Below are 13,949 nucleotides of genomic sequence, written 5' to 3' on the forward strand. Positions count from 1 at the left end.
CTTCGCGTTTCAATCAGAATTTATTCGATATTATCACGAAAGAACAGATATTTAACAGACCGTTCTTCGGATCATCTTTTGCGAGATGTCGGCCTGCTGGATGGTCGAAACCCAAGGGAAAGCCCCAGAGGGGCCGCTCGTCTCCTCACCCTGGACAAGATCAATCAACGCCGACACTAGGCGGCGCGTAGGATTGATAAGAGAGCTGAAAAACTTATGTCAGGTTGAATGAGAACCGCCCAAGAGCGGGCGGCAGTCGCAGTCTGGCAGACTGTCAGACGGCGCGGGCAGGGTTCGTCATTGAAGAGCCGCTCGATGCGCTGAATAGGCGGGCTGGGCCGACTTCGGCAGATGTCTCGGTCGTTCATCTGAGACGGCGCCGGACCTGCGGCTTGGGTCCGGCTTTAGTGCAATCCAACCGTCAGCCTCTCATGCCGGAGGTGCGAAGATCAAAGCACCGGCATCTTCTCGAACCGGGCTAATACTGGATCGATATAATCCCAAGAGAGGCCGCTCGAGCTGTAGGTCACAGCTTCGGGCAAAAAGTGAGCCGCCGCGTCAAGCGTGGATGCATGAACAGCTATCAGCTCGGCCATGCCTTCGAACATCACGAAAACCGGCGATCCACAGGTCGGACAGAAGAAATGGAATTTCCCGTTGCCACTGTCTCCCGCAACGCGCCAAGAACTTGCGCTCCCGGTGATGGTGACAGACGAGCGTTTCGGAAACGTCAAGAAAGATGCATGGCCCGTGCCGCTTCTTTTCTGGCAGTCAAGACATTGGCAATGGTTCTGATAGATTGGCCTGTCCCTTGTGGTGTAGCGGATCGCACCACAGGCGCAGCCGCCGGAATAACTTCCGATCATCACCTATTTCCTTATCCTATGAGGCTGAATTAGGCCGACTTGGGTTTGGCGAACACATCAAGGCCCGCGCCGGTTTCAAGCAGGGACTTCAGGCTGGAAAGCACCAGCGGCCAGCCTTTGCTGATGCCATTTGCCATGCCGCTACCCGCCTCCAACTCGTCGTGAAGCACTGTCAGCCGAACCATGTCCTCATATGCCTCGATCTCGAACGTCACGCGGCTATAGGCGTGCGGATCGGCGGCTTGCGATGCGTTGGCCCATGTGATGACCAGACGGGAGGGTGGGGATATCTCTACAACTTCGCCCACTAGCTCTATTGCGGCGGAGTCATTGGCGCGGACATGCTGCCACGGCGCGCCGGCCTTCCAGTCCGAGATATTCGCATGGCCCCAGTAACGCCGGGTCACATCGGGGTTAATGAGTGCATCGAACACTTTTTCCGGCGTGGAGGCGATATAGGTCACATAGACGAAGCTTGTCGTTTCCCTGGTCATCATCACTCTCCTTCGAGTTCGTTCTTCAGGTCATGCAGTAGGCCAAGCCGCTGATTTTCAAATTTCTGGACCCACCGCACATAAATCTCATGAAGCGGCACAGGGTTGATGAAATGCAGCTTCTCTCGGCCACGCTTCCTGGTGCTTACCAGATTGGCTTCTTCCAATATTCCAAGATGTTGCGCAGAGGATTGCCGCGCCATATCGAGGTTTGCGCAAAGCTGCCCCAGCGTTTGGCCATTCTGTTCGAACAAGAGATCGAGCAGCTTGCGGCGGGTGGGGTCGCCCAATGCCTTGAACACCTTGTCTGCATCCATAACGTTTCCTGTTGGCGAGATTGAGTGGGCCAAGGTGAACCCGGTAGCATGACCATTAATGCAGGTAAATACCTGCATGTCAAGGCCGCAGGAATTCTATGCTGGCATGACAACGCTTCGACCTCTGCATCTGGCAAATCAGATCAGAGGCCGCCACCGTCCGCATCCTTGCAGCCGTTTTGATTGTTCACGCTCACCCCAGAGGGACTGATGTCCAAGCCGTGCTGTCGGCCATGCATGGCGGGTGCCGCGATTGATCAGGCTGGTTTCGATGGAAGCGGCGATGCTAAACGCGCTTCGGCTTTGGCATCGTGACCTGTCGAGAGGGCGACTGTGCGGCGCAGGCCGATCGGATATTCGAGGGTGGAAGCTGGCCCGGCTCAGGCCAATACCAACTGGTTCGCGCTCAGCCGTGCGATATCACTACGCACGGCGCAAAGGCGGGGGCTTGCGGTCGTTTTGCGGCGCGAAGCGAACCATCAGCTGGCGCCAAGGGCTTTCAGCACTGCCGCCACCAGAACTTCGGGGCGATCTTCTTGGACCAGATGGCCTGCATCAGGGACCGGTATCATAGGATGCCCCGAGATCAAGGCGGCTAGCTCTGCGCCTTTTTCAAAGGGAATCCAGTCATCCTTCTCTCCCCATAGTACGGTGGTCGGGCAGTCCAGGCGGTTGTAAAGCGTTTCAATTTCATCCGTGAACCGCTGGTCCATCTGGGCAATCTGCCGATAGAAGGCGGCCTGTCCGACCGGACCATGCCACGGCGCGCAATAGATTTCCATGGCGTCCTCGGGCAATGGCTTATGCGCTGCCGTCTGCAAATAGGCGCGCAGCAGCGCCTTGTGCATATACGCAGGCATCCCCGCGAATGCCGCTTCATGCTGGCGCACATGCTGGACGAAAGGTGATCCCCAAGGCGCCAGAGCAACTGCATCGAAGATCGTCAGAGAGGCATAGCGCAGCCCGTTCAGATACCACGCGCGCAGCGCCGTCGCCCCACCGAAATCATGGGCCAGAACATCGGGGCGTTCGAGCCCCCACTCCGCAAACAGGGCGACAAGAACCTTGTTTTGTACAGCGAGCGAGACATCTTGCCCTGCGCGCATCTCGGACAGACCATATCCCACCAGATCAAAGTAATAGATGGTTCTGCGATCAGCGAACTCGGGCACAATCCTGCGCCACACCTGCGAAGAAAACGGAGTGCCATGGATCGCGACCAGCGGAGGGCCGACGCCGATCCTGCCCCAGCGCACGGCATTGCCCTCGATGATCGTGGTATGCGGCAGATCCAGCATGGCGGATATCCATATTGTCATATAGCTAATTAACGATATGATCGTAAAATGGACAAATCAACACAAATCAGGGCCATGGCAAGTGTGCCGCGCCTATGCATCCTCCGGCTCTTGGCAGCGCCGGAGAAGCACTTTAGCCATCAGTGCTCAGCTGATCCGAAGGCGTTCGGCGTTTGCGTGACGCTGATTGCCGAGGCTTTGGCTGTCTCACAACCCACCGCGAGTAGACATCTCGACATGCTCCGTCAGGCCGGCTTCATTTCGGTGCGCAAGCATTTGAAATGGTCCTATTGCCAGCGGGACGAAGCTGCGATCAGCGACTATCTGAACTGGTTAAGCCGTGAAATTTCTGCGGCTTCAACGGGCGGCTAGGGCGAGGTCGAGGCCTTCTGTCGCCTGCCCTAGAAACCCGCGGCTGATGCGCTGGGCACTTGTGCTTCATCCCGTAAACACACCTGTTACTGTCGCCAATATGCGACCGCTATCTGCCCTTCAGGACGCCGAGTCGTGTTTTGGAGGGGCGTATATATTGCAAGTGCGGCGAATGGCGCCTTCTTGTCCGCAGAGCTGTCGTCTTCGCGCGCCGCCGGTGCGGTGGATCAATGCTTTGTGTCCCTTGCGGAAAGTCACCCCCTAAACGAATAATCATTTTTTTGTGGCGACTAGCGTGAAAGAATGGGGTTTCCTTATGTCAGAGGTTCGGCAAAAGCTGATCTCAGCCACGCAGCTCGGAAATATAACTTTTCACGTGCAGCTAGTTGGCCCGTTCCTGACCTCAGACCATGTTTCGTTACGGAACGTGCCCCTCGTCCCCAGGCTACCCGCCGGGATGAGCACGAAAGCTCTCACGGCAATTCTTCTTGAAACTCAGGCCGGATCGATTGTCCAATCCGTGGTGATTGAAGCGATTTTTGAAACAGAATCAGATGGAAGCGCTTGCTGCGGCGAATGTCTCGTTGCACAGGAGTGGACTGACGGTCGAAGCTTAGTCGTCGTCGGGACAGAGGACGAGGCTGCCTTGAGTTTGCGTTACCCCAGCGCAGCGATCTCAGATCGCGAACTCGTCGTAGATCTGTTGCCGCATTCCATGACTCTTCGGCTTTCACCACCAGAGCCCTTGGTTGCTCCGTCATTTCATTTCATCATCGCGGAAAATCCAGACCCGGAACCAGTTGAGTTGTCAGCTTGGTTTGCCGTGGATCAGGCTCATGACGATATACTTCAGCGCAAATGAGCAATCGTCCGCTTCGCCCGCAGAGCAGCCACTCAAAGAACAACTACTGTATTGAAATTGGTTGCAATCTGCTGCGGAAGATGCGGCAGAATGGGGGCAGCCGATAAATAAGCGCAACTTCTGAATTGGATCAGAAACCGCGCCAGGGATGCTGTCTGGACAGACGATTCCCGTATTGGGCGAAAAAAAAGGGGCCGATTGGCCCCTTTTCTTACAGCATTTTGGCGTGACGGTTGACGTCTTTGTAAAGCAAGTAGCGGAAGTTCGACGGACCACCTGCATAGCAGCATTGCGGGCAGAATGCGCGCAGCCACATGAAATCGCCCGGGCCAACCTCGACCCAGTCCTGATTGAGGCGGTAAACTGCCTTACCCTCAATCACGAACAGGCCATGTTCCATGACATGGGTTTCTGCAAAGGGGATCGAGCCACCGGGCGTCAGGGTGACGATGGTGATGTGCATATCATGGCGCAGATCGTTGGGATCCATGAAGCGCGTGGTCGCCCAAGAGCCATTGGTATCGGGCATGGCATTCGGCGTGATGTCGTTTTCGTTGGTGATGATGACATCGGGCTTGTCCAGACCTTCAACGGCCTGCCAGCGCTTGCGCCACCAATGGAAGCGCGACAGATCAGAGGTGTTCTTGACGGTCCAGGGCGTGCCTGCGGGAATATAGGCAAAGCCGCCACTGGTCAGCTGATGGATCTTGCCATCGATGTCCAATTCGATCGAACCATCGGTGACAAAGATCGCCGCTTGGACAGTCGGGTCCTCTTCGGGGCGATCCGAGCCACCGTCTTTGGCCAGCTCGACGATATATTGGCTAAAGGTCTCGGCAAAGCCTGACATCGGGCGCGCGATGACCCACATGCGCATGTTCTTCCAGCCCGGCAAGAAGCTGGTGACGATGTCGCGCATCGTGGCCGCGGGGATGACGGCATAGGCATCGGTGAACACGGCGGTATCGACCGAAAGATCGCTTTGCGGCGGCAGGCCGGCAAAAGGACCAGCGTAGCTGTTCTTCTTGGCGTTAGTCATGGTTGCTCCTGAAGACCGAAGCCGGCCAGCGGCTCGGTGATGATATGGCTGTCATAGCCCGCGATCAGGGGGCGGGCCTGCAATATGGCCGCCTGGACTGCGGGCAGGTCCAGCGAAGCCTGATGAGCGGCGGCGCTGGTCCAAATCTCTGTGATCCACAAGGCATCGGGCTGGTCACAGGCACGCGCGACGATATAGCTAAGGCAGCCGGGCATCCCGCTTTGGCTGGCATCAAGCAAGATTGCCGCCAGCGCATCGCGCTGGCCCGGCTGTGCCCGTAATTTCCCGATCAGCCCGTGCATCAGCCTAGCATTTGCTGCAAGCGCAGCTCGCCAATGCGGCTGACCTGACGCTCGGCCTCGGCGCGCTCGGTTGCGGTGTCATTGTTGATGCGGGTTTTCATCGCCTCTGAAATCCCGGCCTTGTCATAGTCGCGCACCGCGATGATGAAGGGGAAGCCGTGACGGGCAACATATTCCGAGTTGAGCTGGTTAAAGTTGGCACGCTCTTCTTCGGTCAGGGCATCCAGGCCCGCACTGGCCTGCTCGGCCGTGCTTTCTGCGGTCAACTGCTTGGCTGCGGCCAGCTTGCCTGCCAGATCGGGGTGCGCATTCAGCACGCCCAGACGCTCTTCATCCGAGGCGGCGCGGAAGATTTGCGCCATGCGACGCGCCAGACCCAAAGGCGTGTCATGCACCGCGCCCATTTCACCATCCCAGACGCGTTCGGCGATAAAGGGCGAATGTTCATAGATCGAGCCGAATTTCGCCACGAAATCTTCGCGTGACATCTGCGAGGGACGCTCTTTGGCCTGATAGGGATGGACCTTGGCCCAGTGACGCGCAATGTCCAGACGGGTGGCGAACCAAACGCCCTCGTGGCTGCGCGCATGTTCAAGGAAGTGCTGAAGCGCAATCGCGCGACCCGGACGACCCATCAGGCGGCAGTGCAAGCCGATCGACATCATCTTGGGCGCGCCGGCCTGACCCTCGGCGTAAAGCACGTCAAAGCTGTCGCGCAGATAGTCAAAGAATTCAACGCCCGTGCCAAAACCCTGACCCGAGGAGAAGCGCATATCATTGGCGTCCATCGTATAGGGCACCATCAATTGCGGCTTGTCGTTGTGAACGTGCCAATAGGGCAGGTCATCGGCAATCGTATCGGCAAGATAGGCGAATCCGCCCTCTTCGCAGCCAAGCGCGACCGTGTTCATCGAGGTGCGGCCCTGATAGAAGCCATAGGGGCGCTCGCCGGTGATTTCGGTATGCAGCTTGATGGCCTTGGCGATGTGATCTGCCTCGACCGCGGCATCTACGTCTTTGTAATCAATCCATTTCAGGCCATGGGTCGCGATTTCCCAGCCCGCTTTTTGCATGGCAGCGACCTGTTCGGGCGCGCGCTCTAGTGCCGTGGCGACACCATAGACCGTGATCGGAACATCCTTCAGCATCCGGTGCAGGCGCCAAAAGCCCGCGCGCGCGCCGTAATCATAGATCGATTCCATGTTCCAGTGACGCTTGCCGGGCCAGGGCTGGCAGCCGATGATTTCGGACAGGAAACCCTCCGAGGCGCTGTCGCCATGCTCAAGGCTGTTTTCGCCGCCCTCTTCATAGTTCATGACGATCTGGACCGCGATTTTTGCGCCGCCGGGCCATTTCGGATCGGGGGTTTGCTCACCATAACCATGCATGTCGCGGCTGTAGCGCATCGTCGGAATCCTTTTTGGAGTTTGGCCGCATCGCGGGCCATTCTCTTGCAGGAACCATGTCACGACCTCTACGGCAAGTCGCGATAATTAAATTCTGTCTCAATATTCTGTATAAAGTGTGCGGATCCCGGCCTGAACTGCCATGAAATCGCGAAAAATCGCGCTTGCTGACAGACGACCGGATCCGGCGGATCAGGCGTGGACTTGGTCGTCTTTCGCGCACTGGCGCAGGTCGGGCACGGCGGGCAAATTCTACAGCATTTGTATAAATATACTTGTTTCCACACAGGCCAAGCCCATGCGATGATCTTGCCGTGAGTAATTGGGATTATTGGTTGTGTCTTTGGTAGGTAAACAACTGACGGCGCTTGTTATCGCCGAAGCGGCGAATCCGGAATGGGTTTCGGTTCCGCTTGTCGGCTGGTCTTTGGCTAAGGCGCTGACCACGGTCGCGCAGGTGCATATTGTGACACAGATCCGCAACCGCGAGGCGTTTTTACGCGCCGGGATGCGGGAGCATATCGATTTCACCGCCATCGACAGTGAAAAGATCGCCGCGCCCCTTTGGCGGCTGGCCGAAAAGCTGCGGATGGGCAAAGGGGTTGGCTGGACCATCAACACCGCCATTTCAACCTTGGGCTATGGCTATTTCGAGCGTCTGGTCTGGCAGCGATTTGGCGCCGATATCAAGGCGGGGCGCTTTGACATCGTTCACCGCGTCACGCCATTGACCCCCACGGCCAACAGTCCGATTGCCGCGCATTGCCGACGCGCGGGGGTGCCCTTTGTCATGGGGCCGCTGAATGGCGGGGTGCCTTGGCCAAAGGGCTTCGATTCCGAACGGCGGCGCGAAAAGGAATGGCTCTCTTATGTGCGGGGGGCCTATAAGATGCTGCCGGGCAGGGGGGCCTCGCTTGCGTCAGCCTCGGCGATCCTTTGCGGCTCGTTATCGACCCTCAGTGAGATCCCTCCGAAATATCGCGACAAGACGGTGTGGTTGCCGGAAAATGCAATCGATCCGACAAGGTTTTTCAAGCTTGCCCCTCAAAGCGGTAGCTTGCCCTTGTGCGCATGTTTCATCGGCCGCCTTGTGCCCTATAAAGGGGCAGATATGGCGATCGAGGCGGCATTGCCGCTTTTGCGCGATGGGCGGATGACGCTGGATATTATCGGTGATGGCCCCCAGCGCGACAGCCTAGAGGCGCAGGTGCAACAGGCAGCTGTCGGCCAAGCCGTGCGGTTCCACGGCTGGCTGGCGCATCAAGAGGTCCAAGATGTTGTCACCCAAAGCCAGATCCTGACCTTTCCCTCGGTTCGCGAATTCGGCGGCGGGGTCGTGCTGGAGGCGATGATGTTGGGCGTCGTGCCGATCGTCATGGATTATGCGGGTCCGGGCGAGCTGGTCGAGCCGCAATTCGGCTTCAAGATCGCAATGGGCAGCCGTGGTGACATCATCGCAAGACTGCGTCAGGTTCTGGATCAGATCGCCCATGACCCGTCGGTGCTGCCGGGCATGGCTGCGGCGGGTCGTGAACGCGTGGCGCGTGATTTTACCTGGCAGGCGAAGGCGGGGCAGGTCGAGCGGATCTGGCGGGCCGTTTGTGCAGGCGCCCCCTTGCCCCAAGAGCTGCCATTGCCTGCCGCGGCGTCGCATCTTGGCATGGCTACGCAACCCCAGCCGATGGCGCCTTCAGCGGCAGCTTTGCAGGAGAACCTACCCGATCAGTCCTGAACTGGGGGGGGCGAGGAACAGGGGATTGCAGAAATCCTATCAGCACGAGCCTCGACTTATGCACCCTTAGAACAGGCTCGGCCAAGGTCGTTAAAATCATCCATAAGGCGAATGAACCAATTTATCACTCGCGTGTTGATGGTTGGATCGGGTGGGGATTGGGGCCGTTCGCAAGGCGAAGGCCACCCACCGACCGCAAACGGCAAGTTACAGTTCTGGACATCTTAACAAGGGGCACCTGCCCGGGTGGGTTGATATGTTTTGCGATAGTGCAGTGGATGTCGCGTGAGCGCCGCTTTGATCGATAAAGCCGCAAGGCAATGCGAGGCCGAGGCGGACCGCGCGAAGGGCTATCTTCGCCACGGCGCGCAATTGCTGCATCAGGTCTTTGCGCCAATGCTTCGCGCGCTGAGTTGCGATCAGGTTTCCGACTTGCTGTTGATGTCGCGGGCACGCGCCATAAAATGCGGGGCAGTCACCGAGCGCTTGCAGCTGCAGTATTTGGTGATGGTCGCCAATTGGGGCTGTGATTTCGACACTGACCCACAATATTCAAGAAATTTGCGCGCTGCTGACTGGCCCAACTCATTGCCCGCGCAGCCCCTTAGGTTTGCGGCAGTTCTTGCGCGCCTTGCAGCAGCGGTTGAGCGCGACGAGGCCTTATTCGCGCATAGGGCCGGGTTGCACGACGGTCTCAGGGATCGGGCCTTTCAGGATGTCAGTCATCATGATTGGGGTCGGGCGGATGGCTTGATCTTGTGTCAGGGGGTGCATCACCTTTGGCCGGAACGGTTCGCCGATCTTGGCTGCAATCGGGTCAGCGAATGTTGCACCGCGATGGTGGATCGGCTCAGGGCCTTTGATCTGACGCCCTCTGAGATTGGCTTGCTGACGATCATGTCCTTCCAGCTTGGCCATGGGCTGTGCCATGACCCGCGCTTTCCTTGGTTAAGCAAGGTGATCCGCACGCCCCAATCTCCAGACAGACAAGATGCCATGATCGCTGGATTGTGGCAGGCCTACCTTGATCGTCAGGACTGCCTGACCTTGGGGCGCATCGCCGCCACAGATTAAGCCAATGTCGCCTTACAAATGGCGCAACAAGGCATTGGTGCGAAGCAGCTTGTCGCTGATGGCCGCTGCAAGGGCGCGATGCAACAAAAGCGCTGCGGCGGGGTCTTGGGTCTCAAGGGCCGCGATAGAGCGATCGGGCAGCACCAAAACCTTGCAGTCACTGTCAGCACGCACCAAGGCCGAGCGTGCGGCGCCGGTATAAAGGGCCAGCTCACCCACCAAGGCGCCCGGTCCAAGGCTGCGTACCCGGATCAGCCCCGTCGGTGCCGGCAGATAGATCCCAAGACGACCAGATTGCAGCACGAACACATCTGTGCCGGTTGCATCGGCGGCGATCAGTGTCTCATCGCGGGCCAGCATGATCGTCTGAAACAAAGGCAGCAATGCAGCTGGGGGGAATGTTTCGGCGTGATCTTGCAGGCCGGGCGGTAGACTGGCCAAAAGACGATCCTCTGCCCGCTCTAAGGCATCATCAAGGCTCATGCTGACCTGCAGCCTTGGGGCCTTCGCGAAATCGGGGTTCCAGCTTTGAAAGCGCGCGGTCATGAGGGGCGACAGGCCGGTGACGGCGCAGAAAATGCCCGCCTCGCGAAGGGTCTGAAACAGTTTGTCAAAGGCGGCGCAAGCGGCACCGTCAATGCCTGTCACAGCCGAGAAATCCAGGATCAGCGTCGCCTGACCCTGGCATTGCCAGCTTAAATTGCGGATGGCCTTGCTCAGGGTGTCGACGGATCCGAAGTATAGATAGCCCTGCAAGCCCAGCCCTTGGATCGCCGCGCCCTCGCGCGCCAAAATCGCCTGAGCGCCGGGCGCGCGGTCATAAGACGAGCGGCGCCCCGTGCCGTTCCACTGACTGCGAATGACCGGGCTTTTGGCATATTCCACCGCAAAGCCAGCCATCGCCAATGCCAAGCCCGCGACAATCGCCGTCAGCAGACCAAGGCCGACCGCCATGATCAAAATGCCAATAATCACCAACCATTCGCGCAGCGCGATCTGGCGACGCAAATCCCATAGCCAATCCTTCATCATGCCAAGCCCGATGAAAAGCAGCATGCCAAAGCTGACATAAATCGGCACGATCTGCACCAATTGGGCGGCAAAGGCGCAGCCGATCAATGTCACAAGGGCATAGCCAAAACCGACGGCGCGGCTACGCAGGCCCAGCTTTTCGACGATGGCGGTGGTGGGGCTGTCGATGTAGCTGGCCAGACCGCCAAAGCCCCCGATGATTAGATTTGCGCCTGCGGCGAGGCGCAACTCACGGTCAAGGTCGATCTCGCGCCGTGTTTCCAGCTCGATCCCTGCGATGTTCAGGATGGCAGCAATGACATTGATCACGACCACAGCAAGGCCGCCGGGCAGGGCAACGGCCAAGGCATTCGACGGGATCTCGCGAAAGGCCGCAAGGCTAAGTCCCGCCTGCGCTGGGCCATCGGTGCCAAGTTGGGGCAGATAACCCAGCGCGGCAGATTGCGCGAAATCAAGCCCAAGCGCGAAATGAACGACCCAATAAAGCACGACCGCCGCCAGCAGGATCAGTAAAAAATTATGCGCGGGCCCTCCAAGCGCAAGGCTGGCCGTCAACGCAAGGGCAAGCACAATCCCCGGCAGCAATACCCCCAACGCTAAAGGGGCAAGACCGATGGTGGCGTGGTTTTGCCAGACCATTTCGACGGCCGCGATCACCAGCAAAAAGCCACAGGCCGCCAGAAAGCCGCTGATGACCGAATAGGGCAAAAGGCGCGCATATCGCGCAAGACCAAAGCGGCCAACCAGCCAAAGTGCCGCGCCCGAGGCCATTGTCGATCCGCCCAGCACGGCAAAAGCGGTGGCAAGCTGGACCGCTGGGCCCAGATCTTGCGCGGTCTGCGCGGCAAGGGCCATGGTTGCGGCCAGAACGGCGATTGAGGCATCCTGAGCAGTGGCAATTGCATTCGAAATGCGGCTGAACTTTGCCGTCAATATCGCTGCCACGCAGCATGACAGCAAAAACAGCGTCGTGCCCAACCCCAAGCCCGGCATCAACACGCTGCCAGCAAAGCAAAGTGATGCCAGTGCCAGACATTCCCCAAGCGTGTCGATGCCCATCAGAAATCCGGTAACGGCCCCTGAGACATGGCCTTTGGCCAAGGGTAGGTCGGGTTCGGCGTGTCGGGATGGGCAATCTTGGCGCTGATCGGGCCAAGGACGGGCGTCTGTCATGGATCACCTGATCAGCATTTTGATCAAGTTTTGAACGGAGTGGTATGAAAATCAAGCGCAAAGGTTGTTCAGACTGAAAGTTATTCGCGCGTCATGCCTAGTCGCCGCCCCTGTGCCTAGGGGGCAGCAATCATTTAGATGCGGCCCGCCACCAGCCGCGCAAGTGATCTGTGATCGGCTGGCCTGCCCCTGGGGGTGGGAGTTTCCGGGTTGGCGGCTCCCGGACTAGGCGTCGTCCTCTTGAGGGGCGCATTCCTCGCAAAGGGGCAGCCCCTCATGCGCGGCCATCTTTAGCGTAGGAACCTGTGCGGCACCGCCACCGCCCATGATCACATTGCCTTTCAGCCAGATCGTCGCTGCTTCCAGCGTGATCCCCGAGGCGTCGATGGTGATCTTGCCGCCCGGACCTTTGATCTGCATCTTTTCATAGGCCATCAGCGTGTGGCTGCGGGTGTTATTGGTGATCGAATTGCCGACATCCAGCGTGTAGCGCCCGAAAACCTGACCCTCGAAATTGCGCCCGGTTTCATAAAGGTGGTCCGCAAAAATGGCCTGCTTATGAATATTTCCGACGCGATGGATATGATCCTTGCCGTAGTTTTCCTGCTGATTGCGCCCGACCTGATAGATCACATCATTGCCGATGGTTTCGCTGTGATCATGGCCAACCGAAATCGACTTGTCGTGTCCGATGGATTCGCTTTGATCATTGCCCACGCTTTTGGCGCGGTCATGGCCGATCTGATGCGTTTCATCGTTTTCAATCACGGTATTATGGTCGCGCTGCGCGTGAAGGAAAACCTCTTCGCGGCCAGCCTGATCTTCAAAGCGGAATTCGTTATAGCCGCCACCCTCATGGGTGTCAGATTTGAAGGTGCTGACGGTTTTATTGGCGGGCAGATCATAGGGGACGGTGTTTTTGCCATTATAGACGCAGCCCGTCACCAACGGCTTGTCGGGATCGCCTTCCAAAAACTCGACGACGACCTCCATGCCGATGCGAGGAATGACCATACCGCCCCAACCCGCGCCCGCCCAGCTTTGCGAGACCCGGCAACGCATCGAGATCGCATTGGCCAGATCCCAGTGAAATCTTACGAGAATTCGGCCAAATTCATCACAGTCGATTTCGCCCTCGCCGACGACCAATGCCGTTTGCGGCCCTTGAACCACGGGGATCTTGGTTCGGCGCGGCGGTGCCATCGCGGCGGTGATCGGCATCATGGTCCATGCTGCATTGAAGGCATAGCCATCGGCGCCGGGGCTGCCAGAGCCATAGGCTTCGCTCATGAAATGATAGCTTGCCGAAAGGACAAGATAGGTCTCGCCCGTTCCGGGAACCGGATCCCCGGCCAGCGTTACCTGCATCCCCGAACCCAGTGAGATGCAATCGCCCGCAGCACGGTGCCTGCGATCGCCGCCCCGCTCGGTCTGGGTTTTCAGCCCGACGACATCCTTGCCTCGGCCACGTTCGCTGTAATCACCAGGATAGTCAAAGCTTTCGATCAGCCCTTGGGCATGTTCCGCATCCCCCTGACGGTCCACCTCCATCGAGGCCATGGGCGTTTTGAAGTTGTAATCGGTCAGGCGCACCGCGCCGGTCATCAGATTGCGCTCGGGCGCCCATTCCCAGAAATGCTCGGCATCGGCCTGATGATGGGCGTCATAGGGTTTGTATTCGCGTGTGCCGACATGGGTATGGCTGCTGGCATCATCAGTGATCACCAGCGTATGGCTGCCTTCCTGATGGCGAAAGTGGAATGAAATCCCGTGACGCTCGAGCTGTCGGCGCGCAAAATCAAGGTCGGATTCACGATATTGAACGGTATATTCCAGCACCGGATAATCGCCGCTCAATGCCAGTTCCAGCGCCGGATCGCCAAGGGTTGCGTAATCGGCCAGCAGTTCCTGTATGATCTCGACCACGGTCTTGTTGTGGAAAATGCGTTGATTGCGCCGCCGCCCGGCAAGCCAAAACCAGG

General features: G+C 58.3%; 13 protein-coding genes. 4 read left to right on the forward strand and 9 right to left on the reverse strand.

The window, feature by feature from the left end; all coding sequences use genetic code 11:
• Positions 1-449: 449 nt before the first annotated feature.
• The 4 genes from RTS12_RS03825 to RTS12_RS03840 form a co-directional block, all read right to left on the reverse strand.
• On the reverse strand, positions 450-866 hold the full coding sequence (locus tag RTS12_RS03825; protein ID WP_312525669.1) for a GFA family protein: 417 nt from the start codon (positions 864-866) through the stop codon (positions 450-452).
• 29 nt (positions 867-895) lie between these two features.
• On the reverse strand, positions 896-1,360 hold the full coding sequence (locus tag RTS12_RS03830; RefSeq protein ID WP_312525671.1) for an SRPBCC family protein: 465 nt from the start codon (positions 1,358-1,360) through the stop codon (positions 896-898).
• 2 nt (positions 1,361-1,362) lie between these two features.
• Positions 1,363-1,677, reverse strand: coding sequence for a metalloregulator ArsR/SmtB family transcription factor (locus tag RTS12_RS03835; protein WP_312525674.1), 315 nt, complete (start codon positions 1,675-1,677; stop codon positions 1,363-1,365).
• A 479-nt stretch (positions 1,678-2,156) separates the two neighbouring features.
• Positions 2,157-2,975, reverse strand: a complete 819-nt coding sequence (locus RTS12_RS03840) for an alpha/beta hydrolase (protein WP_312525676.1) — start codon at positions 2,973-2,975, stop codon at positions 2,157-2,159.
• Positions 2,976-3,023: 48 nt separating this feature from the next.
• On the opposite strand from RTS12_RS03840, the gene RTS12_RS03845 reads away from it, so the two are divergent.
• Together RTS12_RS03845 and RTS12_RS03850 are read left to right on the forward strand one after the other, a co-directional pair.
• A complete protein-coding gene (locus RTS12_RS03845; RefSeq protein WP_312525679.1) occupies positions 3,024-3,347 on the forward strand; it encodes an ArsR/SmtB family transcription factor in 324 nt (107 codons plus the stop codon).
• A gap of 457 nt (positions 3,348-3,804) precedes the next feature.
• Positions 3,805-4,209 carry a hypothetical protein gene (locus tag RTS12_RS03850; protein WP_312525681.1) on the forward strand — a complete coding sequence of 135 codons (405 nt, stop codon included), beginning with the start codon at positions 3,805-3,807 and terminating at the stop codon, positions 4,207-4,209.
• 211 nt (positions 4,210-4,420) lie between these two features.
• Here RTS12_RS03850 and RTS12_RS03855 read toward each other — a convergent pair whose 3' ends face one another.
• From RTS12_RS03855 to puuE, 3 genes are read right to left on the reverse strand one after another with little or no spacing between them, the layout of a single operon-like run.
• Positions 4,421-5,248: a bifunctional allantoicase/(S)-ureidoglycine aminohydrolase gene (locus tag RTS12_RS03855; RefSeq protein ID WP_312525683.1), complete on the reverse strand. Its 828-nt coding sequence runs from the start codon at positions 5,246-5,248 to the stop codon at positions 4,421-4,423.
• A complete protein-coding gene (locus RTS12_RS03860) occupies positions 5,245-5,550 on the reverse strand; it encodes a putative quinol monooxygenase (protein ID WP_312525685.1) in 306 nt (101 codons plus the stop codon). Before RTS12_RS03860 ends, RTS12_RS03855 begins: the two co-directional genes overlap by 4 nt.
• Positions 5,550-6,956 (reverse strand): allantoinase PuuE, encoded by a 1,407-nt coding sequence (puuE, locus tag RTS12_RS03865; protein ID WP_312525687.1) that lies wholly within the window; start codon positions 6,954-6,956, stop codon positions 5,550-5,552. The genes RTS12_RS03860 and puuE overlap by 1 nt, the downstream gene beginning before the upstream one ends.
• A gap of 343 nt (positions 6,957-7,299) precedes the next feature.
• Here puuE and RTS12_RS03870 point away from each other — a divergent pair, with 343 nt between their 5' ends.
• Positions 7,300-8,688 carry a glycosyltransferase family 4 protein gene (locus RTS12_RS03870; RefSeq protein WP_312525689.1) on the forward strand — a complete coding sequence of 463 codons (1,389 nt, stop codon included), beginning with the start codon at positions 7,300-7,302 and terminating at the stop codon, positions 8,686-8,688.
• A gap of 285 nt (positions 8,689-8,973) precedes the next feature.
• Positions 8,974-9,762 carry a hypothetical protein gene (locus RTS12_RS03875; protein ID WP_312525691.1) on the forward strand — a complete coding sequence of 263 codons (789 nt, stop codon included), beginning with the start codon at positions 8,974-8,976 and terminating at the stop codon, positions 9,760-9,762.
• 12 nt (positions 9,763-9,774) lie between these two features.
• Here RTS12_RS03875 and RTS12_RS03880 read toward each other — a convergent pair whose 3' ends face one another.
• Both RTS12_RS03880 and RTS12_RS03885 read right to left on the reverse strand, forming a co-directional pair.
• A complete protein-coding gene (locus RTS12_RS03880) occupies positions 9,775-11,967 on the reverse strand; it encodes a SulP family inorganic anion transporter (RefSeq protein ID WP_312525693.1) in 2,193 nt (730 codons plus the stop codon).
• A 225-nt stretch (positions 11,968-12,192) separates the two neighbouring features.
• Positions 12,193-13,949, reverse strand: a 1,757-nt coding sequence (locus tag RTS12_RS03885; RefSeq protein ID WP_312525695.1) for a type VI secretion system tip protein TssI/VgrG, incomplete at its 5' end; no start/stop codon positions are given.

The organism is Paracoccus sp. (in: a-proteobacteria) (genome assembly GCF_032007265.1).
Lineage (GTDB): Bacteria > Pseudomonadota > Alphaproteobacteria > Rhodobacterales > Rhodobacteraceae > Paracoccus.

What these genes read in the sequence shown, in the direction of transcription:
- RTS12_RS03825 (WP_312525669.1), bottom strand. Translation starts at nt 866, where the DNA reads ATGATCGGAAGTTATTCCGGCGGCTGCGCCTGTGGTGCGATCCGCTAC.
- RTS12_RS03840 (WP_312525676.1), bottom strand. Translation starts at nt 2,975, where the DNA reads ATGCTGGATCTGCCGCATACCACGATCATCGAGGGCAATGCCGTGCGC.
- RTS12_RS03880 (WP_312525693.1), bottom strand. Translation starts at nt 11,967, where the DNA reads ATGACAGACGCCCGTCCTTGGCCCGATCAGCGCCAAGATTGCCCATCC.
- RTS12_RS03860 (WP_312525685.1), bottom strand. Translation starts at nt 5,550, where the DNA reads ATGCACGGGCTGATCGGGAAATTACGGGCACAGCCGGGCCAGCGCGAT.
- RTS12_RS03835 (WP_312525674.1), bottom strand. Translation starts at nt 1,677, where the DNA reads ATGGATGCAGACAAGGTGTTCAAGGCATTGGGCGACCCCACCCGCCGC.
- RTS12_RS03830 (WP_312525671.1), bottom strand. Translation starts at nt 1,360, where the DNA reads ATGACCAGGGAAACGACAAGCTTCGTCTATGTGACCTATATCGCCTCC.
- RTS12_RS03845 (WP_312525679.1), top strand. Translation starts at nt 3,024, where the DNA reads ATGGACAAATCAACACAAATCAGGGCCATGGCAAGTGTGCCGCGCCTA.
- puuE (WP_312525687.1), bottom strand. Translation starts at nt 6,956, where the DNA reads ATGCGCTACAGCCGCGACATGCATGGTTATGGTGAGCAAACCCCCGAT.
- RTS12_RS03855 (WP_312525683.1), bottom strand. Translation starts at nt 5,248, where the DNA reads ATGACTAACGCCAAGAAGAACAGCTACGCTGGTCCTTTTGCCGGCCTG.
- RTS12_RS03850 (WP_312525681.1), top strand. Translation starts at nt 3,805, where the DNA reads ATGAGCACGAAAGCTCTCACGGCAATTCTTCTTGAAACTCAGGCCGGA.